17 protein-coding genes are annotated in these 19623 nt (G+C 42.7%); 3 read left to right on the forward strand and 14 right to left on the reverse strand.

Annotated features, from left to right (window positions below; all coding sequences use genetic code 11):
* Positions 1 to 159 precede the first annotated feature (159 nt).
* The 11 genes from AHMF7605_RS03620 to AHMF7605_RS03675 all read right to left on the reverse strand — a co-directional run bounded on the left by AHMF7605_RS03620 (position 160) and on the right by AHMF7605_RS03675 (position 12658).
* Positions 160 to 843 carry a hypothetical protein gene (locus AHMF7605_RS03620; RefSeq protein ID WP_106926536.1) on the reverse strand — a complete coding sequence of 228 codons (684 nt, stop codon included), beginning with the start codon at positions 841 to 843 and terminating at the stop codon, positions 160 to 162.
* Positions 840 to 1898 (reverse strand): AI-2E family transporter, encoded by a 1059-nt coding sequence (locus AHMF7605_RS03625; protein WP_106926538.1) that lies wholly within the window; start codon positions 1896 to 1898, stop codon positions 840 to 842. The genes AHMF7605_RS03620 and AHMF7605_RS03625 overlap by 4 nt, the downstream gene beginning before the upstream one ends.
* Before the next feature lie 333 nt (positions 1899 to 2231).
* Positions 2232 to 2945 carry a LytR/AlgR family response regulator transcription factor gene (locus AHMF7605_RS03630; RefSeq protein WP_106926540.1) on the reverse strand — a complete coding sequence of 238 codons (714 nt, stop codon included), beginning with the start codon at positions 2943 to 2945 and terminating at the stop codon, positions 2232 to 2234.
* The gene (locus AHMF7605_RS03635; RefSeq protein ID WP_199200189.1) at positions 2942 to 3970 is read right to left on the reverse strand and encodes a sensor histidine kinase; all 1029 of its coding nucleotides are present in this window, start codon (positions 3968 to 3970) and stop codon (positions 2942 to 2944) included. The genes AHMF7605_RS03630 and AHMF7605_RS03635 overlap by 4 nt, the downstream gene beginning before the upstream one ends.
* A 49-nt stretch (positions 3971 to 4019) precedes the next feature.
* Positions 4020 to 4715: a DUF2306 domain-containing protein gene (locus tag AHMF7605_RS03640; protein WP_106926542.1), complete on the reverse strand. Its 696-nt coding sequence runs from the start codon at positions 4713 to 4715 to the stop codon at positions 4020 to 4022.
* A gap of 100 nt (positions 4716 to 4815) precedes the next feature.
* On the reverse strand, positions 4816 to 5193 hold the full coding sequence (locus AHMF7605_RS03645; RefSeq protein WP_106926544.1) for a hypothetical protein: 378 nt from the start codon (positions 5191 to 5193) through the stop codon (positions 4816 to 4818).
* Positions 5194 to 5996: 803 nt separating this feature from the next.
* On the reverse strand, positions 5997 to 8222 hold the full coding sequence (locus tag AHMF7605_RS03655; protein ID WP_106926548.1) for a xanthine dehydrogenase family protein molybdopterin-binding subunit: 2226 nt from the start codon (positions 8220 to 8222) through the stop codon (positions 5997 to 5999).
* Positions 8222 to 9217, reverse strand: coding sequence for an FAD binding domain-containing protein (locus tag AHMF7605_RS03660; protein WP_106926550.1), 996 nt, complete (start codon positions 9215 to 9217; stop codon positions 8222 to 8224). Before AHMF7605_RS03660 ends, AHMF7605_RS03655 begins: the two co-directional genes overlap by 1 nt.
* Positions 9210 to 9743 (reverse strand): (2Fe-2S)-binding protein, encoded by a 534-nt coding sequence (locus AHMF7605_RS03665; RefSeq protein WP_106926552.1) that lies wholly within the window; start codon positions 9741 to 9743, stop codon positions 9210 to 9212. Before AHMF7605_RS03665 ends, AHMF7605_RS03660 begins: the two co-directional genes overlap by 8 nt.
* Positions 9744 to 9818: 75 nt before the next feature.
* On the reverse strand, positions 9819 to 10820 hold the full coding sequence (locus AHMF7605_RS03670; RefSeq protein WP_106926554.1) for an SMP-30/gluconolactonase/LRE family protein: 1002 nt from the start codon (positions 10818 to 10820) through the stop codon (positions 9819 to 9821).
* Between the two features lie 47 nt (positions 10821 to 10867).
* The gene (locus AHMF7605_RS03675; RefSeq protein ID WP_106926556.1) at positions 10868 to 12658 is read right to left on the reverse strand and encodes a thiamine pyrophosphate-requiring protein; all 1791 of its coding nucleotides are present in this window, start codon (positions 12656 to 12658) and stop codon (positions 10868 to 10870) included.
* A gap of 408 nt (positions 12659 to 13066) precedes the next feature.
* Between AHMF7605_RS03675 and AHMF7605_RS03680 the strand changes: the two genes are divergently transcribed.
* Together AHMF7605_RS03680 and AHMF7605_RS03685 are read left to right on the forward strand one after the other, a co-directional pair.
* Positions 13067 to 13264: a cold-shock protein gene (locus AHMF7605_RS03680; RefSeq protein WP_106933333.1), complete on the forward strand. Its 198-nt coding sequence runs from the start codon at positions 13067 to 13069 to the stop codon at positions 13262 to 13264.
* Positions 13265 to 13850: 586 nt separating this feature from the next.
* Positions 13851 to 14873 carry a rod shape-determining protein gene (locus tag AHMF7605_RS03685; RefSeq protein WP_106926558.1) on the forward strand — a complete coding sequence of 341 codons (1023 nt, stop codon included), beginning with the start codon at positions 13851 to 13853 and terminating at the stop codon, positions 14871 to 14873.
* A gap of 735 nt (positions 14874 to 15608) precedes the next feature.
* Here AHMF7605_RS03685 and AHMF7605_RS03690 read toward each other — a convergent pair.
* Both AHMF7605_RS03690 and AHMF7605_RS03695 read right to left on the reverse strand, forming a co-directional pair.
* The gene (locus tag AHMF7605_RS03690) at positions 15609 to 16907 is read right to left on the reverse strand and encodes a DEAD/DEAH box helicase (RefSeq protein WP_106926560.1); all 1299 of its coding nucleotides are present in this window, start codon (positions 16905 to 16907) and stop codon (positions 15609 to 15611) included.
* Positions 16908 to 17254: 347 nt separating this feature from the next.
* Positions 17255 to 18055: a hypothetical protein gene (locus tag AHMF7605_RS03695; RefSeq protein WP_106926562.1), complete on the reverse strand. Its 801-nt coding sequence runs from the start codon at positions 18053 to 18055 to the stop codon at positions 17255 to 17257.
* A 419-nt stretch (positions 18056 to 18474) separates the two neighbouring features.
* Here AHMF7605_RS03695 and tatA point away from each other — a divergent pair, with 419 nt between their 5' ends.
* Positions 18475 to 18681 (forward strand): twin-arginine translocase TatA/TatE family subunit, encoded by a 207-nt coding sequence (tatA, locus tag AHMF7605_RS03700; protein ID WP_106926564.1) that lies wholly within the window; start codon positions 18475 to 18477, stop codon positions 18679 to 18681.
* A 298-nt stretch (positions 18682 to 18979) separates the two neighbouring features.
* On the opposite strand, the gene AHMF7605_RS03705 is transcribed toward tatA, so the two are convergent.
* Complete coding sequence (locus AHMF7605_RS03705) at positions 18980 to 19570, reverse strand: hypothetical protein (RefSeq protein ID WP_146153510.1); 591 nt, start codon at positions 19568 to 19570, stop codon at positions 18980 to 18982.
* Positions 19571 to 19623: the final 53 nt, after the last annotated feature.

Here is a 19623-nt window from a genome sequence, read left to right on the forward strand (position 1 = left end):
CCCCTAAAACTTACAACCGTTATCTTTTAGCCTAACACTCTTACGGATATTTGTAATTTTTAAAACTAACACGCACCTATTCCCGCAAACATTTACTCTTATATAATCAGCTGCTTTATGCTAATGGTGGCATTAATGTAAAGCAGTCTTAAAATAACCTTAAGCAAGATCGTCTTCCCCAAAATTCAGTAAGGCCTCTATCTGGGCTTGGTATTTTTCTTCGTAAACAAATTCGCCTTTTAGTAGAAACTTGTTCGTGTCCAGGAGTACCTCGTAGTTGGGTATGGGAATGTGTTTGGGGATTTTGAAAAGGCGTGGGTCATTTTTAGGGAACGGGGTAGCTACTTTCGAATTAAAAAGGTACGGAATCAGGATTTTAGAACAACTCAGGGCAATGCGGTGAATGGGGTAGTGCGCAAAATAATCCTGTAAACGTTGGTTAATATTTTCGAAGAATTCGGCGGTTTCGGCCAAACGAACCCGGGAACCCGCCCGCGATTTACCTTTTGTTTTTAAGTATTTTACCTGGCTGACGCCTTGTTTCATCCGTACCATATATGACCGGAATACTTTATGATCCAGGTTTATGCCGTTCTCAAAATACCCGATCGCGCAATGTCCGGATTGAATCAATAAAATAACGTAATTAACTTTTTTAGCTTCGGGTGCAACGGCTAATTCCGGTGAAAGCACCAAGGGCAAGCGGAAGTAAAAAAGTTCGTTTTGGTTGGCATCCAGGAAAATAAGCCGGTGTTTTTCCGGATCATACACCCTTGGCTGAGCGGCATTCTGTACCTGTTGGAGGAACTGCCCGGAGGTAGTTTGGGATAAAAAGCGGTTCATGATATTTCTTCCTCCTCATTGCCCAGAATATAACCATAGGGTTGTAGTTGGGTTATTTCGTCGAAAACAATTCGTAAAATACCAAAAAAAGGCACAAACAACACCATACCCGGTACGCCCCATATCAGACTGCCCAGCAAAATGGCCAGGATCGTGGCCAAAGGATTTAACCTTACCCGGGAACCGGTAATGTAAGGAGTCAAAAAGTTGGCTTCGAGCAGTTGCGTTACCATAAAAAATACCAATATCAAAACCGGCTGTAAAAAAGAGTTTTGGGTAAGAATAGCAAAAGCAATGGGAAAGGCAATTCCTAAAAAAGACCCGAAATACGGTACAATGCGCAGCAGCGCGGTAATTAAGGCAAACAATAAAGCATGTTTTAAATTAATTACCCAGAACCCGAAAGTATAAATAACGGCTAAAACCAGAATGACAATAAAAGTACCTTGCAAATAATCGTGCACCACGCGGGTAATCCGCAAAAATACCCGCCGCGATTCTGCGTGATTATGAAACCAATTTACTTTAATAAAGAAATTTTGAATGCGGTGGCGGTACACCAAAAAAAAGAAAGTATAAGTAAGCACAATGAAAATCTGGAGCAACAAGTAAAGCCCTCGCACCAGAAAGTTTTTAATAGTTTTGCCTACTTCTTTTAGAATATCGGGCTTTTTCTGTTCAATAATTACTTCCTGTTCCAACTCCGAAATGTCGGTAGTTTTAGATAGGAGGCCCTGCAAGCGGTTGGTCTTTTCTTTTATCTTTTGTTCAATTTCGGGCAGGTCTGTTTTCAGGTCAGCTAGTTTGTGATAAACAATAGTACTTAAGCCCCCCAGCACTGCCAACACCAACAAGAGAGCCGCTAAAGCCGCCGTTGCTTTTTTTAAGCCGTAATGTTGCAGTTTTAAAGCAAAAGGATACAACAACATGGCAAAAAAAGCCGCTATAGCCACCGGAATAAGAAAAAGTCTGGCCCAATGCAGGATGGTAGAAATAAGAAAAATAGCCAGTAAAAGCTTATTCAGCTGGCTTAAGTTTAATCGTTTCGCGTTCATCTGTAAAGGAACCTAAACGAAAAAACAGGAAGGATGTTTTTACCATTCCAATCCAAGTACCAGACTTATTTTAAACAAAACTAACCTGACAGAAAGTAGTCCAAATCCCTGTATAATGCCGGAACCATTATTTATTTAAACCTGGTCGGGTACTTTCGTTTATGGATGAAGAGTAGTCTTTGCGGGCGGACTTATTTTATTCAGATACCTAATAGTATATTCGTTCCTCTAATTACGTTTACTCAATTGGCTCTTTGTAAATTTAGCCAAGCTATATTTGCAGCAAGTTCAGCGTGAGATTAAATTCTTTAAGCAGGGTAGACCGTATTGTTTTTAAAGTTCGGGTGGATTTAGTAAAAAATTTATATTCTTTTTGTAAAAATCACCTAATGGGAGTTCCTTCTTTCCTAGGCAAACAAAATCACGTTTAACGGTGGTGATTTTATCGGAGGCAATCAGAAAAGATTTGTGAATACGTATAAAAACCGGAGGTTTAAGTTTGTTCTCTATGGCCTTCAGGGTCATTCGGGTAAGTACCGGCTTGGCCGACGACGTTAAATATATTTTGATATAATCTTTTAATCCTTCTATGTATTCTATATCTGCCACAACAATTTTAACCTGGGTATATTCTACGTTTACAAAGAAATGATCTATTGGCGCCAGTGCCGTTAACTCTTTTTTTTGTTGCAGATGAAATAAATCATTTGCCCGGTTACAAGCCTTAAGAAACCTTTCGAAACTAAATGGTTTTAACAGGTAATCTACCACGTTTAAATCAAACCCTTCTAAGGCATATTTTTCGTATGCGGTTATTACAATCACAAGCGGCGGAGTATCTAAAGATTTCAGCAGTTGGAGCCCGGTTAACCGGGGCATTTGAATATCCAGTAAGATCAGGTCAATCTTTTCTTTTTGCAGTATTTCGACTGCTTCCAAAGCACTTTTACAAACCTGTACCAATTGTAAAAATGCAATTTGCCGGATGTTGTCTTCTAGCAGTTCCCGGATCAGCGGTTCATCATCTACCACAATACAGCGCATCATCTAAACAGCAGGGTTAAAATAATATGGAAGGTGTTGTTCTGATCATTTATAAGTAAAGTATGCTTGTCTTTGTAAAGCAAATTTAAACGCGACTTTACATTACTGATGCCAATGTTCGAATTTTCCTCTTTGTCGGCTGCCGGTGTAGGTTCAAAACTATTGCTTACGGCAAAAGTCATTTTGCCCTCGTTTACGGATAGCCTGATATCAATCCAGGAGGGCTTATTATAACCAATTCCATGTTTAAAGGCATTCTCCACAAAAGGAATAAGCAGCATTGGCTCTATTGTATAAGCATTTTCTTCTTCACTCAAATTAAAGGAGTAATCCATTTTTACCTCCTTGCCAAACCGAAGTTTTTGTAATTGGATATAACTGTTCAGGTATTCTATTTCTTTTTGAAGAGTAGTGTTTTTACCCGGTGCCTCATAAACAGAATAGCGCATTAAGTCGGAAAGCAGAAGGAGCGACTCTTCTAGTTTATCCGATTTTTTTCTGGCAAGAGATACAAGGTTGGTTAGTATATTAAACAAAAAATGCGGATTTATTTGTGACCGGAGAAATTTTAACTCGGTTTCTAGTTGTGTCGTGCGCCTTTCTTTTAGCGCCTCTTCTACCCGGATTTGGTCAATTACTTTTCGGTAAACAATACTGATGATAAAGAAGGCGACAGAAGGCCCAAAAACAAATTTAATTGTGGTATCATTTGCAAGTACTGGCGGAAACCAATTGACTAATAAGTAAAACTTTACTTGAAAAGAACCAACAATAAGTAAGACACTAAGTAAAATATAGAGCCACCAAAAACGCTTGTTGAGAAATACTGGATACAGGAAAAAGGCATTGCCATAAAATATAACGGCATGGATCAATCCGCCCAGAGCAAAGAAAAAACCGGGAATGTCGCCTATTCTATAATCCTTTTCGGTACTCGATACTAAAAAAGGCAATAGTAGTAGTAGGCTCCAAATAAATACATGAAGCATAACGGCAATGCTAGCCGTTCTGGTAAAGGTTTTTATCAATGGTGTATAAATTTAAAATACTTTATTTTAAAAATGGCATCAGCAAAATTTATGGATGAACCACATTGTTTCTGATGCCATTAAACAAAAATGTTTTTGGCACTCTAAGAATTGGTCTTCGGGTATAATTAATCCATACTTCAGCCACTATTGCATGGCAGGTAAAACCCATCCAGAAGGCGATACCCAAAAAATTTTCGGGTCGAACTTTAAAGAAAATAAAAGTAAATACGGTAATAAGGCGCACCGTGGCGATTGCCAGGCCAAGAGAAAAAGCCCGTATCATCCACTCCCGATGAAGCAAAACCTGCTTTTTTAAAATATAATGCAGAGATAAGCTAACGCATACCAGGAAGAAAACGGAAAAAAAGACACTCGCCACCGCTTCACTGAGACCACCCAGGAGGGGCTTGGTAAAAGATAGTACAACGGAAGTAAGCCCGATTGTATAAGCAGCTGCAATAAATACCCTTCCGCTCCAGCGATGAAATAGAAGATGCCGGCCCCGTATACGGGGCATAAACTGGAGCGGACCTAAGAGCATAAACAAAGCACCCGGGACAATATGCAGGATGGTTGTCCCTGAATTTACATCAAAGCCGGTAAACCCCGGTTTATTATTATCTGACATAAATCCGCTTAAAATTAGCGATCTTCTGATGACTAAAACCAGACCAATAGTTGCTAATAAAAACATAGCCATTTTTAATATTGGTAATATGCTGTTTGTTTTTTTATTAGCCATTATAAAAAGGTTATATGGGTGATTTATTAAATAGCCATGCAATTTATTTTACTCAGAGGGCAAGCAATAGCAAATAAGTAGATGCTGGCTTACAGTTACTTCAATTGGTTTTTTTAGAGTTACTGTAATTTTGATAAATAGCCATACAACCAGCCAGAAGCGCTCCTGCCACTGCTAATGTCTGAATCCATAATCCGGTTGAGTCACCGGGATTTTGTAAATCAATCAGCCGTTTAGACGCTCCGCTCAGAAAAAGTCCGGCTGTTAAAAAGATACCTGCCAGCACAGCACTGATGGGCGTCCATTTCCAAGGAGCGAAATAAATCAGGGCGGCCGGAATTAGCAGGATAAAAAACACCGGTGGAATTTTGGGGTAAGGATGGCCAGAAATAATCTGGATTAGCACTCCAAAAGCAGCAACAAGTAAACAAGCTGTTGTTAACTTTCCTGCGAAGGATAAGGCAGTCTTTCTTTTCATAACGGAATAGTTTATCTGAGATGTCCATTAACTGATTGGCGTACCCAAATGTATTCGGTAAAAACAACTTTAAAAGGAAGAGTAGACAGCACGGTAAAATGGGTAGACAAGCCGAGAAAGTTAAGATCCTAAACAAGAAAACTACTTATGGGCGCACCCTTAACTTCACATTAAGGAAAGGGAAGATTAGCAGCCTGGAATGGATAATGTAAGAAACCTAAGGTGGAGAAATATAAAAATTACTAAATGATCCCACCGTAGTTATGTGCACTATTTTAGTGGACGAAATTATCGCCGGAAGTTTGGCCAAACTTGAGTTAGAGAGAAAAGCTGAAATTACGTGTTGGCTAGACAGATACTTTTGGGAAAAGAGAATAGCCTTTCAGAAATTTTTGACCCTCGAAACCATAAGGGCTATTGTGAGACAGGTTGCCTTTGATAATTTGGGTTCGCAATGAGTATTAGAAAATGCGGTTTAGTAAAAATTGGTACAAACAGAGAATCTGCCCAGGCCCGACAAACCAAGATAGTAGAATTTATATACAAGCTGACCTAAAACGAACAATTGCCTTGGTAATAGCAACAAAAGTGTTGCTGAACCTTGAAAAGATAAACAGCAGATTTTTTTTCAGCTTGGTTTCAGGGCGAAGAATTTTGCCGAGCCAGTAGACTTTACTGCTTACTTAAAAGTTGCTAATCTTTAGCAAAGTAAGGCAAAAGGAAACCTTTTTCTGGTTGAAAAAAGATTTCCTTTTTGCCTCATGGCAGTAGCCGGTTTTATACTTTTTAAACCTATTTTTTAATCAAAGCAGTTTGTCTAAAGTGATAGGTAAATCGCGGACGCGTTTGCCGGTGGCGTGGTAAACGGCATTGGCAATAGCGGCGGCGGTTCCCACAATCCCAATTTCTCCCAATCCTTTTACGCCCAGCGGATTTACTATGTCGTCGTGCTCTTCTACAAAAATTACTTCCAGGTCTTGGATGTCAGCGCTTACCGGAACGTGGTACTCGGCTAAGTCGTGGTTAATGAATCTGCCGTAATTAGAGTCCATAACGGATTCTTCTTCCAAGGCCATGCCAATGCCCCAAACTATACCGCCTAAAATCTGGTTGCGCGCGGTTTTTGGATTAATAACCCGACCGCCGGCAATCGCGCTAACCACCCGCGAAACTTGCACCGTGCCAAAATCCTCGTCCACCCGGACTTCCACAAATACCGCCGAATGCGTGAACATGGAATATTTTTTTTGTTTTAACTCCGGCGTCGTCGTAACCGAGGCTTCGACAAAATTCTGACCGGCTTGCTGCATTACTTCCGTTAAAGTCGTGAACCGATCAGGATTATTTTTTAAGCTGATTTTACCATCGGCAAAAGTTACTTCTTCTAGGCGGTGTACCCCGGCTAAAGGTGAATCTTCCAGTTTACGGATATAGGCAATTAATTTTTCCTGAATGCCTTCGCAAGCTGCTTTTACCGCTGAGCCAACCGAGGCGGCCGTCCAGGAACCACCTTCTAATGGGGACTCCGGTAAAGAGGAATCGCCTAACAAAAAAGTAACATCAGCTAAAGGCAAGCCTAAAGTTTCGGCGGCAATCTGGGTCATAATGGTGTAGGTGCCCGTTCCAATATCAGCCGTAGCACTGGATACCTTTAATTTACCATCGGCCATTAATAAAGCTTTGGCGCTGGCTTTTTGTTGTTTTATTTCCCAGGCACCGGTCGCCATGCCGTAACCAATTAAAGTGTTTCCTTCACGCATGGAGCGGGGTTGGGGATTGCGTTTCGACCACCCAAATTTTTCAGCTCCTTGGCGGTAACATTCTTTTAATTCTTTACTCGAAAAAGGATGATCTTGGCTTTGGTCTATGTCAGAATAATTGATGTACCGTAATTCCAGTGGGTCGATATTTAATTTATAAGCCAGTTCATCCATGGCGCATTCCAGCGCGAACATACCCGTAACGCCACCCGGTGCCCGCATATCTAAGGGCGTGTAGGCATCTATCTTAATTAATTTATGGGCGAGTTGCACGTTATCGCACTTATACAACATGGCCGACCAATTCACTAAGTTTTCGGTATACTCTTCGAACTGCGACGTTTCGGAAAAACCTTCGTGTACCACCGCCTGCAAAGAACCTTGTGGGTTAGTACCTAAAACTACCTGCTGCAAAGTGGCGGGCCGGTGACCAAACGAAAACATTTGCTGGCGGGTTAACATTACCCGAACCGAACGTTTTAATTCCAAAGCGGCCATTACTGCTAAAAATAATTGGTACTGCGGCCGTAAACCCGAGCCAAAGGCCCCGCCCACAAACGGCGAAATAACGTGGGCCTGGTCTTTGGATAAGCCAAAGATTTTGGAAATATATTTCTGACTGTTTTGTACGCCTTGGGTTTTATCGTAAACGGTGAGCGTTTCGTCTTCTTCCACCATTACCGTAGTGGCGTGCATTTCCATGGGGTTGTGGTGTTCACTCGAATGAAAGTATTCCGCCTCCATTTTTAAGGCCGATTCCGCTAAGCCTTGTTGGGCATCGCCGCGGGGCGAAGGTTTGGCGGATTTATATTCTTTGGGCGTATACGCTTCGGCTTTTCGGTTTTTAACTTCCGTAACCGGCGTTTCGGTTTCGTAGCTTACTTTTACTAAAGAGGCACCATACCGGGCTAGTTCAAAAGTATCGGCCACTACTAAGGCAATTGGCTGCTGCCCAAATAAGATTTTCTCGTCGTACAAGGGCCGGAAAGGAGCGCCAGGTGGTGCATCCTCGTCCTGGTAACTTTTATCGGACCAGGCCAGGCCGGGCCGGTTTTCGTGGGTAAATACTTGTAGAACTCCCGGTAAATTTAAGGCGGCTTTCGTATCGATTTGAATGATTTTGCCTTTAGCAATAGCACTGGAGACAACTACCCCGTAGGTTAAACCTTCTTTGTGAAATTCAGCGGCATATTTTGCCTCGCCGGTAACTTTGGCCCGTCCGTCCACGCGACTGGTTGGTTGGCCGATATAATTGGTTGTAGTTTCCATTATTTAGAGTCCTCCATTTTAGCCGCCTGTAATAATGCCCGCACAATAGCTCGTTTGGCCAGTTCAATTTTAAAATTATTGTGTCCGTATCCCTTTGCACCGGTAAGTAAGGCTTCGGCCGCATTTTGTAAATTTTCGGCGTTCACTTCTTTTCCCACCAGGTTGGCTTCTACTTCGGGTTGCCGCCAAGGTTTGTGGGCCACGCCGCCTAAAGCTATCCGCACCTCTTTTATGATAGTACCTTCCAATTCTAAGGCAGCAGCTACTGAAACCAGGGCAAAAGCATACGAAGCCCGGTCGCGTAGTTTTAAATAAGTGTTATATTCTGCAAAACCTTGTGCCGGCAAGTCAATGGAAGTAATAATTTCGTCGGGACCTAAATTAGTATCCAGGTGCGGCGTATCGCCGGGTAAACGGTGAAAATCCAGAAAGGGAATCGAGCGTTCCCCATTGGGGCCATTTACGTTTACTGTAGCATCCAGAGCCGTCAAAGCCACCGCCATATCCGAAGGATGAACGGCGATGCAAGATTCGCTGGTACCTAGTATAGCATGAATGCGGTTATAACCCTTAATGGCCGAACAACCGCTGCCGGGTTCTCTTTTATTACAAGCTGTGGCGGTATCGTAAAAATAATAACAACGGGTGCGCTGTAAGGGGTTGCCGCCATTGGTAGCCCGGTTGCGTAATTGCGCCGATGCGCCCGCTAAAATTGCTTTAGCAAGTAAAGGGTATCTTTGTTCGATTTGCTTATTGTAAGCGGTTTCGGCATTGGTAACCAAGGCGCCTAAGCGTAAACCAACCACTTCTGTTTCGGTTATCTGGTTGAATGGCAAACGACGGATATCAATTACATGGCTGGGTTGCTCCACGTTTACCTTCATCAGGTCAGTTAAATTGGTGCCACCGGCAATAAACCGACCATCCAGGGCAGTAGTTTTTTCCTGCAACGCCGTTTGTACATCTTGGGCCCGGGCATAGGTAAAACTATTCATGATTTCCTCCTTCCTGTTGCCATACTTCTTGTACTGCTGCCAGAATATTGGTATAAGCGCCGCAACGGCAAATATTGCCACTCATCAACTCTTTTATTTCCTCTGGTGTTTTGGCTTTCCCTTCCGCAATTAACCCGATTGCGGAGCAAATCTGGCCGGGAGTACAATAGCCACATTGGTACGCATCATGCTCGATGAAAGCCGTTTGCATGGGGTGCAGTTCTTCGCCTTTCGCTAAGCCTTCAATAGTAACAATGTCGTTACCTTCTTCCATTATGGCTAAGGTTAGGCAGGAATTAATCCGTTTGCCATTTACCAGCACGGTGCAAGCGCCGCATTGACCGTGGTCGCAGCCTTTCTTGGTACCCGTTAAATGCACGTATTCGCGTAAGGCATCCAGCAAAGAAACCCAGGGCGCCAGTTGCAGCTTTTTTTCGGAACCGTTTACCCGAAGAGTAACAGTGTGGGTGGGAGGCAAAGCAACAACTGGCTTTCCCAAAGCTCCCTTTTCGGCAATTTTTTCCATTTTTATTTATTCGTTTACAGATTAAAGTAAATTGTGCTGGATGATAATTATAGCGGGGCTGGTGGGCAAAATAGTTTATATAGCAGAAAGCGGAATTTTAAAAATGTTAAATTCCAAATCGGAAATGTCTCCTTCCATTTGGTGAATGCGGGAAGTAGTCACGTAAAAATTATCCTGCTCGTCAATGCTAAAAGTATCGGGCCATTTTAGCTCGGCATCCTGCACCAAGGTTTTTAATTCCCCTTCCGGCGTTCGATACAGAATTGCATTCTTTTCTAAATCGCCCAGATACAAATTGCCAAGATGGTCGAATAGCATCCCATCCGGAGCCGAAGTTTTACCTAAGTTCTCTACTTTACCCTCCAGTTCTTTTTCGCTCAAACTTTCATCATTTAAGGCTTGAGTAGGTACCCGGTACAACGTATATCCGGTAAGAGCATGGTAGTACAAGTATTGTTTATCCGGCGACAGAGCAATACCGTCGGCGTGCATTTGGGGTTTTTGACCTTCTTTTACCCAGCGTTCGCCTTCCACCGTTAACCATACATCTTCGGATTTGGTAGAAGAATGATTGTCCAGTAAGCGCCGGGGAATGTTGGTTTTTAAATCCAGAACTACAATGGCTCCCATGCCTGATTCCGTAATGTAAATTTTACCGGCTTCGCGGTCGATACGCAAATCGTTCAGGTAAGATTTTTCCGGGGCAATGGATTCATCGAAAATCCATTTATTGATTAATTCGTTGGTGGTTAAATCAAATTCATACAAAGCCGCATGGCCCACTACGCCTTTCATCATGGGACTGGCCGGGTCCAGCACAAATAAGGAATTCTCGTGCGCTACCACCGACTGCACGCAGGTAAATTTATTTTCTTCGGGTTTGCCGTTCCAGGTATTCCACTCGGCATTAGGGTAAGGGTGGTATTCTCCGTTTAAGCTTACTTCTACTACCGAAAAAGGCAGGTTTTCGTGCCAGCGCGGAAAGTTGGCGAATAAGCGCCCGTGAGTACTAATGGTAACGCCGGTTACCTGAATTCCTTTAAAAGAGGCTACTTTAATTAGTTCTTTCGATGACATATTTGCTGGTCTAGATTTTTAATGTACTGGGTTAAATGGAGGAATGTTTATTCCTTTTCTTTCTGAATTTCTTCCTGCACTGCTTCTCGCAAAGGGTCTTCTAAATGTTCCTGGGCGGCGGTATCGCCTTTGGTAATGGCTTGAGCTAGTTCGGAGGCAAATTGAGTAGCAACTTGGGGAGTAAATACCAGAATTTCCGGATCGGTAAGGGCATCAATTACCACGGGCCGGTTGGCTTGTAAAGCTTTTTCCCAAGCCGGTATAACCTGGTCCGGTCGTTCTACCCGGATGCCAATTAAACCTATATTTTCGGCGTACTGGGCATAGTTAAAATCGGGTAAAACCTGCGAATCATCAAATTTAGGTTCACCCTGCATCAGGCGCTGTTCCCAGGTTACAAAGTTTAAATCGCGATTATTTAAAACCAGAACAATTAGCTGCGGATTTTTCCATTGCCGCCAGTATTTTTGAATGGTAAGCAGTTCATCGTTGCCGCCCATCTGCATCGCCCCATCGCCCACAAAAGCGAATACGGCCCGTTCCGGGTGGGCAAACTTAGCTGCTATGGCGTACGGAACCGCGCAACCCATGGTAGCCAGGGTACCCGAAACCGAAAATTGCATGCCTTCCCGAATGCGGATGTGCTGAGCCGTCCAGCTGGAAGAAGAACCGGAATCGGAAGTAAGAATGCAATTATCGGGTAAGCGGGGCGACAACTCCTGAAACAGCAAACGCGGATTTACCGGATTCGCGGCGTGGGTGGCATATTCCTGCACGAGTTTATCCCAGTCTTTTATTTGTTGCTCTATATCTTGCTGCCAGGTCCGGTCGGTTTTTTTATCTAAAAGCGGGAGCAAGGCCCGCAAGGTTTCGGCGCTATCACCGGTCAGGTTCACCTCCATGGGGTAGCGAATACTTTGCATGCGACCATCCAATTCAATTTGAATGCCGCGGGCTTTACCTTCCTGGGGTAAAAATTCGGCGTACGGAAAACTGGAACCTATCATTAATAAGGTGTCGCAGTTCTGCATCATGTAATGCGAAGCATTGGTCCCGAATAAACCAATGGCGCCGGTTACGTACGGTAAATCGTCGGGTAAAGCAGCTTTCCCGAGAAAGGCTTTGGCTACTCCGGCGCCGGTTGCTTCTGCCAGCTGTTTTACTTCTTCGGCCGCGTGAAGGGCGCCGGAACCCACCAAAATAGCAACCTTTTTACCGGCGTTTATAATTTCGGCGGCGCGAAACAAATCATTTTCCTGCGGTATAACCCGGGGAGCGGAGAAGCCTACTCCCGAATGAATGGTTTGGTGCTCGTGCGGCGGATTTTCGTATTCTTCCGTTTGCAAATCATTCGGAACAATAATACAGGTAACGGTTCTTTGGGATAAGGCGATCCGGAAAGCCCGGTCAATCAAGTGCCGGATTTGGGCCGGGTCAACGGCCATTTGGAGGTACTCGGAAGCTACATCCTTAAATAAAGACATTAAATCTATTTCCTGCTGGCTACTGCCGCCTAAGGATTTTAAAGCTTTTTGCCCGACAATGGCTACTACCGGCTGATGATCTAATTTTGCGTCGTACAAACCATTGAGTAAGTGAATAGCGCCCGGTCCGGAAGTAGCCAGGCAAACGCCGACTTGTTTCGTAAATTTAGCGTGGGCGCAGGCCATTAAGGAAGCCATTTCTTCGTGGCGTACCTGCACAAATTCCATAGTGTCGGAAGCCCGGTTCAAAGCTCCCATTATGCCGTTAATGCCGTCGCCGGGGTAACCGAAAATTCGATTCACTCCCCAAGCCTGCAGGCGTTTAATCAAAAAATCACTTACATTTTCTTTCATGGCTTGTTTCCGGTTTTAAGGGTTACAAACGTAAATGAGAACGCAGGGATGAAGAATTTACAAATTATTTGTAGTATTTTTTACCCGATTGGCCTTTGTTTCCCGGACGGCTTTTATTTTCAAGATTTTTAATAGAAACGGCTGGTATCGTACGCTAAATAGTAAATCAAAAAGCCGGTATTTAAATATTAGTGCTGGGATACTTGGAGGGCAACCTAAAGAAACCTGCTTATTCCGTTAATTAAGCTTGTATTTTCTTATAATAAATTTCCTGTCTTTAACGGAACCCAATTTATACATCCCAGAAACAGAATATTTTAAATGGGTTAACAGAAATAAATCTGCTAGCAGCTAAAAAAATGATTTTATTTAAGTATGTTAGAGTTTTATATCTTAACCCCATTAAAAATGAGTAATTACACAGGAACAGTAAAGTTTTTTAACAGAGAAAAAGGCTTCGGATTTATTAAAGTAGACGGTTCGAGCGAAGATTTATTTGTGCACCAAACCGGTCTTATTGATACTATTTCAGAAAACGACCACGTAGAGTTTGACCAGGAAAAAGGAAAAAAAGGAATGAATGCCGTTAATGTAAGACGGGCTTAATTCATTGCATATTAGTAAAGTATGTCTCAAACGGGACATACTTTTTTTATTTCTTCCATTTAAATAGTGATGGACTTCGTTCCATTATACTTAGTCAGAGTTCTTTTGAAGCGGCCAAGTAGTTCCCGCCCGCCGAAAGTTGTTTACTGCCAAGTTGTAAGCGTTCTAATTTATTCCCCTTTATATACCTTTTCCGCAACTATCTTCAAGCTAAATTGCCCTGTGGGATTTTGCAAATTATGCCGTAGCAAAGCAGTGGGTCTGCCTGCGGCTACTAACCAAATTACCTTCCTAAGAGGGGTACTAATAGAGACCACATTTCCGGATTGCACCTAAACGAGGAACCCGAAAATTATTCTTTAGTTTGTTTATCGCCTGAATAACCGCATCGTCGCGCTGACTAAATCCTGCTTGTTACTGACGTATATTTTAAGTATGCTGCTCGTTATTTCTAATGGTATTGTAATCTTTCAGTTAAGGAATTTGCTGGCAGGCAAACGCAAGTAATTAGTTGTTTTAAACTGGCAATTAATAAATTTAACTTACTTTTAATCCGTTTTAAGTTTCCGGAAAGACAAAAGAGTGTATGGGCTTTTTTAATTTTTTATCCCAAGATATTGCCATCGATTTAGGTACTGCCAATATTCTGATAATGTATGATAATAAAGTGGTACTGGATGAACCGGCCATTATTGCTTTTAATCGTACTACCATGGAAGTGCTGGCCGTAGGACACAAAGCCATGCGCATGGAAGGCAAAACGCACGAGAATATTCGTACGGTGCGGCCATTAATGGACGGCGTAATTGCGGATTTTAATGCGGCGGAGCACTTAATTCGGGGTCTTATTAAAATGATAAACTTGCGTTCCGGTTGGTTTACGCCTTCCTTGCGCATGGTAGTTTGCATTCCGGCCGGCATTACGGAGGTAGAGAAAAGGGCCATTCGGGATTCGGCGCAAACGGCCGGGGCCAAAGAAGTTTACTTGATTCACGAGCCCATGGCCGCTGCCCTGGGCATTGGCATTGACGTAGAAGAACCCGTAGGAAACATGATTATTGACATTGGCGGCGGCACTACCGAAATTGCCGTTATTGCCATGAGTGGCATTGTTTGCGAACAATCCATTAAAGTTGCCGGACAAACCTTAGATGCCGAAATAGTGCAGTATATGCGGCAACAGCACAATTTAATGATTGGGCTCCGGACCGCCGAAAATATAAAAATTGAGGTGGGTTCCGCCTTACCTGATTTAGATGATCCACCGGAGGATTATGCCGTATTAGGCCGCGACCTGATGAGCGGCATCCCGAAAGAAATTAAGGTAAGTTATTCAGAAATTGCCACTTGTCTGGATAAATCCGTGGCCAGAATGGAAGAAGCCGTCATGAAAGCCCTGGAAATAACCCCGCCCGAACTTGCCAGTGATATTTATCAGAACGGAATTTATCTGACCGGCGGGGGGGCCTTACTACGGGGCCTGGACAAACGCATATCCGCCATCTCGAAGCTCCCGGTGCACATTGCCGAGGATTCATTACGGGCCGTAGCCCGAGGCACGGGTATTGCTTTGCAAAATATTGGTAGGTTTAATTTTTTAATGCGGTAAATCAATGAGTGGTTAGCTGAATTAATATTAATTCTTATCCTTATTTAGGTAGTTTATACCCAATAAAAGGAATAAGATGTATTGGTAACGAGCAATAGCAAGTGCAATCAGACAGCCGTTTGGCGATGGAGGCCTTCTAAGGTTCGGGTGCTTTAGCATTCCGAGGCAGGAGAAAAAGGTAGCAGCCGCCTCTCCTCCCCTGTTGTTAGGGGAGGTGCCGAAGGCGGAGGGGTCAAACGAGGCCCGCCGGCCACAAGGCAAACACGGACGTTTGAAACCGCATCCGCACCGTAATCTGGAGACTGGAAAAGGCTACAAAAATCAACTGCCTCGAGTACGTCTTTCCTAATTCGATCTAAAATTAGTTATCTCAATTTAAATAATTAGATAAAATTTTTTAAACTTAATTCTTCGTACCCAGTGAGTTAAAATATTTTAGGAAACGGCCAATTTTGATAAAGTCCTTCTTTAAAGGTAAGACGGATAAGTTCTACTAGTAAAATTTGGAATGGTGCGAGCATCCACGCTCGTGTTGGTCATCGTCCGTCCTCCCGGAATTACTTCGGAATTTGCAACTGGTCAGTAGGTACAGGCTGATGAATGCAGTATAAATAGGCTTTTGGGTTCGCCCGGCCGGAGGCCTCCTGAATAATCTTCCCGAGCGAAGACGCTCGCGAAAGCAGGAATTTATTAGAACGTAACAGCTCTACCCCTCTGGAGAAGTTACCGAGTTTTTTATTTAGCCCGTTCCATTTTTACTTTTATATTTTTAAGCTTTGCGTTTTGTAAAGATTGCATTAAACGATCCGCTTTATCCCGGCTTACTGCCGCAAATGCAGCGTGTTCTTGTAAGTCAATTAAACCCAATTCATTTTTTTGTAATACTTTATTCTGCAACAGAAACCCGACTACATCGCCTTTACTGATTTTGTCTTTTTTGCCGGCACTAATGTAAATGGTTTCCCAAGGACTAGGAGGCGGTAAAATAATGTTTGTCGGCAAGCTTTCAACTGGGAGCGACAGAGGTAGGTAAGTTGGCTTCTCGCCGGGTTGGAGCAATACGTAAGCGGTCCCTTTGGCTTGCATGCGAGCCGTTCGGCCATTGCGGTGTAAATAAGTTTCGGCGTTAGGGATTTCGTAATGCACCACGTTCTCAATTTCGGGAATATCCAGACCGCGGGCGGCTAAATCGGTGCTGAGGAGCAACTGGTAGGTACCGTTCCGGAATTTAAGTAAGGCCCGTTCCCGGTCGGGTTGCTCCAGACCACCGTGGAAAATACCGTGCGCCAACTGTTTTTGGGTAAGGAAAGTACTTAGTTCTTCTACCGCGTCGCGTTGATTACAAAAAACCAAAGTAGGTTTATTCCCGATTTTACACAGCAACCGGAATAGAGTAGTGGCTTTATTTGTATCATTTACCAGCACGGCTTTTACCTCTAAATCGGGAGCAATAAGCGTATCTTGCAAAAAGTTTAGAGTAACCGGATTTTTCAACCCCACAAAAGCGGGTATTTGCGTTAAAGAAGTAGCCGAAGTTAAAAGTTTTTTTTGCAAGGCAGGTAACTGGCCAATAATAAATTGCATATCAGCTTCGAAACCATATTCCAGGGATTTATCAAATTCATCCAGCACCAGGGTATGTATGGTGGCTCCATCTATATTTTGTTCCCGGAAATGAAAAGCCAGGCGCCCCGGCGTACCGATTAATACCGCCGGCGGATGAACTAAATTGTTCTTTTCCGGGCGGGTAGCTTGGCCGCCGTAAAAACATCTTACCTGATAACCGGTACTCATTTGCCGGAATACCTGCTCAATTTGTAAACCTAATTCCCGGGTAGGCACCAACACCAGGGCCTGTATACCGGAAGTATTGGATTGGAGTTGCTGTAATGTGGGTAGTAAGAAGCCCAGGGTTTTGCCAGAACCGGTTGGAGCTAATAATACAAGGTCTTGCTTTTGGGCAGCTTCCAAGGCTGCCTCTTGCATGGAATTTAATTGGGTAATTTTAAGGTTCTCAAGCGCTCGTTCCTGCATTCATTTTATTTTTAAAGGTTAAAGGTACAGGATTTTGGGTTAGCTTTATTCCGAATAGTTGGTTGTTGGGAAAAGGAAAATTTAATGAACGCAGAATAGGACGCACTATTTGAAATTCAAACCTTAAAGAAGCTGTTCAAACGCGCGTAAAACTTCCGGATTCATAACTATTTTTGGTTCAGTTGTAAGAAATAAGCTGGCTGATTATAATTTTACGTGCGCGTACGCTGAGATTACCTGGGGCCTCATTGCAGTTTAGTAGTATTCTCTGTAGGGTTGGCTGGGGCAAGGGTTTATAATCCGTAACCGTTAGGGCAATTGTTTTATCTGATGGAGTATTATATATATTACCTACAAACGTAGATTTTTGCAACTTTATCGTATTCGGCGTGGGGGCACCACTTATCGAGCCGCACCAGGTACGACGAATTATTTAACTTTTCCTTTACATCAAAAAGAACGTTAACCGCATCAGAATAAGTGGCAAATTGTCCTACACAAGTCCGGTAGATGTTGTTGCGTTGCCACACCCGCACGGATTGAAAGCCTTTTTGTAAAAACTTGCGTTGCTCAAAACGGGCGGCTTCTAAATTGGTATCGCCGCCGGCGACTATAATCCAGGTGAAAGTATCGGCAGTATTTACGGAGGAACCCGATTTAGGAGGGAGAGGTTTTACATCCCCTCTGATCTGGCTTTTATCCACGACAGTGTCCGATTCACTAGTTAGCGCTACGGTTTCGGAGTTGGTCGGATTACTTTGATTTAACTTTTCGGCAACAAATCTCTTCTTCCGAAATTTTGCAATCTTCGCAGAGTCCAGCGATAAGAGTCCGTTTTCCTGTAAGGCCAGCAGCATATCCGAGAACTCGTCGTAGGTTTTGGCATCCGTAGCTTTCAATAACAACGAAGATTGAAATTTTTTGTCTTCTAATCGTAATACAGCCACGTTGTCGTAATATTTTAAAATAAAACCGGTTATAATGGTAATTAAGCCGCCTACAATTGAGATTACCAAGGGAGTAAAAACTCTTCGGCTGGTTTGTTCCTGAATTTTCAATTCCAGCTCTTTTTTCTTCAGACTCAGCTCTTCCAATTGTATTTTTTGTTCTAATTCAAATTTTTTAATTTGAAGCTCTTCGGGTGTCATGGGGTAATTGGACTAAATTAAAAGGCCGGGAAAAGTAAATTAAATCTAAAGGAATAGCCAGGTAAATAAAATACTGAATTTTCAGTATTTTCCGGGTTATAGACAAGTTGTATTTAAATCCCAGCTGATTTTCAAGTTCTAGCTAAATCTTTTTTCTTAAGATGATTGTTGTACAAATAGTTAAATGCCGTTAAGTGCGTTAAAACTTTAAGTAATAATAAGGGAGAATTACCGGAAATCTAAGTTGGTACTAATTAAAACTAATTTTGATAATACGCAGTGCGGTTTGTACTACGTTAAGCAAGTTGGCCGTTATCCAATAAGTTACTCTCATCAAAGGGCAGGAACTTAGGTGAAAGCTGGCGCAAACTGGCGGCATAAATAAAAAAGTATTTAATCGTAATTATAACAGTAAAATTATGGCAACTGTATTTTTGTTTTTAGGGGATATTGGTGGTTCCGAAGTAATGGTTATTCTCCTGGTAGTTTTGGTGTTCTTTGGCGCCAAACGGATTCCGGAACTCGCCCGGGGTTTAGGCAAAGGTATCCGGGAGTTTAAAGATGCCACCAACGGCATTAAGAACGAAATAGAACAACCCGAAAAAGAACGGAACGAACGACTCTAAAAGTTTAACTGCCTGGTAATGGAAACGGCAAATTCATGGCGTAACTCGGGGAGGTTAAACTTCTGTTTTACTTACTCGCTAATAAATCAGGCAGATTAATTTTATTTTATATGTTTTCTTCCGCTAAAATTTATTTTTTGGTGGGTAGTGGTAATCTCTTTAATTTTAGTTTAAGTACTCCGGCAGAAATAGTTAAAAGTCGTATTTCTATTCATCTATTGAATAATTATTTAATCACCAATACCTTGAACAGCTAATAACCAGCAACCCTTTAAATAATTTTTTGTAGTACTGCTACCTAAAAACCATATCCCAAAGAAAGCCATACCTGCATATCCAAGTAACCTTTCGCGTAAGTGTTAGGATTCGTTTGCTTGTGGCTAAGGTAACGGCCATAACCTAAACTGGTTTGCCCATCCACCACAATTTTACTTTTAAAGAAGCAAGCAATTCCCAAAGTGCCACCGCCCCGAACCGACTGGGCGGAAAAATCACGGGAAGGAAAACCGAACCAGCCCGTGTGATCGGATTGGCCGTTTGTTTGAATAGTGCGTTTTAAATTACCGGCATAAACTCCCAGGTAAGGATAAATTACACCCAATTTCCCTTTCCCGAAATACTTTTTCGTTCGCAACAAAAAGCCTCGGTAGTAATAATGATCCGTAAATAAAAAATAATTAAACTTCCCTTGCACAAAGGAAATTTCTGCGCCGTACCCTTGCTTAAAAACTTTTTCGACGGAAAAAGTGGAACGTTGCGCTAGTAAATTGAAAATATTGGTTTTTACCAGTATCCGGTTCTCCCAGGCGTCATTCTTTTCCTGCGCGAAACCGGGAAAGTTTCCAAGTAAAAACATCAGTCCTAAAGAAAGTAAAATTGGTTTTAGCATAAAAGATTATTTCTCCTTGAGCCTAGCCCGATAAAATGAAACTTTAGCTGCAA

Source organism: Adhaeribacter arboris (genome assembly GCF_003023845.1).
Lineage (GTDB): Bacteria > Bacteroidota > Bacteroidia > Cytophagales > Hymenobacteraceae > Adhaeribacter > Adhaeribacter arboris.

Bases quoted from the DNA above. Each gene is read 5' to 3' on its own strand.
- AHMF7605_RS03620 (WP_106926536.1), bottom strand. From the start codon at position 843: ATGAACCGCTTTTTATCCCAAACTACCTCCGGGCAGTTCCTCCAACAG.
- AHMF7605_RS03625 (WP_106926538.1), bottom strand. From the start codon at position 1,898: ATGAACGCGAAACGATTAAACTTAAGCCAGCTGAATAAGCTTTTACTG.
- AHMF7605_RS03630 (WP_106926540.1), bottom strand. From the start codon at position 2,945: ATGATGCGCTGTATTGTGGTAGATGATGAACCGCTGATCCGGGAACTG.
- AHMF7605_RS03640 (WP_106926542.1), bottom strand. From the start codon at position 4,715: ATGGCTAATAAAAAAACAAACAGCATATTACCAATATTAAAAATGGCT.
- AHMF7605_RS03645 (WP_106926544.1), bottom strand. From the start codon at position 5,193: ATGAAAAGAAAGACTGCCTTATCCTTCGCAGGAAAGTTAACAACAGCT.
- AHMF7605_RS03655 (WP_106926548.1), bottom strand. From the start codon at position 8,222: ATGGAAACTACAACCAATTATATCGGCCAACCAACCAGTCGCGTGGAC.
- AHMF7605_RS03660 (WP_106926550.1), bottom strand. From the start codon at position 9,217: ATGAATAGTTTTACCTATGCCCGGGCCCAAGATGTACAAACGGCGTTG.
- AHMF7605_RS03665 (WP_106926552.1), bottom strand. From the start codon at position 9,743: ATGGAAAAAATTGCCGAAAAGGGAGCTTTGGGAAAGCCAGTTGTTGCT.
- AHMF7605_RS03670 (WP_106926554.1), bottom strand. From the start codon at position 10,820: ATGTCATCGAAAGAACTAATTAAAGTAGCCTCTTTTAAAGGAATTCAG.
- AHMF7605_RS03675 (WP_106926556.1), bottom strand. From the start codon at position 12,658: ATGAAAGAAAATGTAAGTGATTTTTTGATTAAACGCCTGCAGGCTTGG.
- AHMF7605_RS03680 (WP_106933333.1), top strand. From the start codon at position 13,067: ATGAGTAATTACACAGGAACAGTAAAGTTTTTTAACAGAGAAAAAGGC.
- AHMF7605_RS03685 (WP_106926558.1), top strand. From the start codon at position 13,851: ATGGGCTTTTTTAATTTTTTATCCCAAGATATTGCCATCGATTTAGGT.
- AHMF7605_RS03690 (WP_106926560.1), bottom strand. From the start codon at position 16,907: ATGCAGGAACGAGCGCTTGAGAACCTTAAAATTACCCAATTAAATTCC.
- AHMF7605_RS03695 (WP_106926562.1), bottom strand. From the start codon at position 18,055: ATGACACCCGAAGAGCTTCAAATTAAAAAATTTGAATTAGAACAAAAA.
- tatA (WP_106926564.1), top strand. From the start codon at position 18,475: ATGGCAACTGTATTTTTGTTTTTAGGGGATATTGGTGGTTCCGAAGTA.
- AHMF7605_RS03705 (WP_146153510.1), bottom strand. From the start codon at position 19,570: ATGCTAAAACCAATTTTACTTTCTTTAGGACTGATGTTTTTACTTGGA.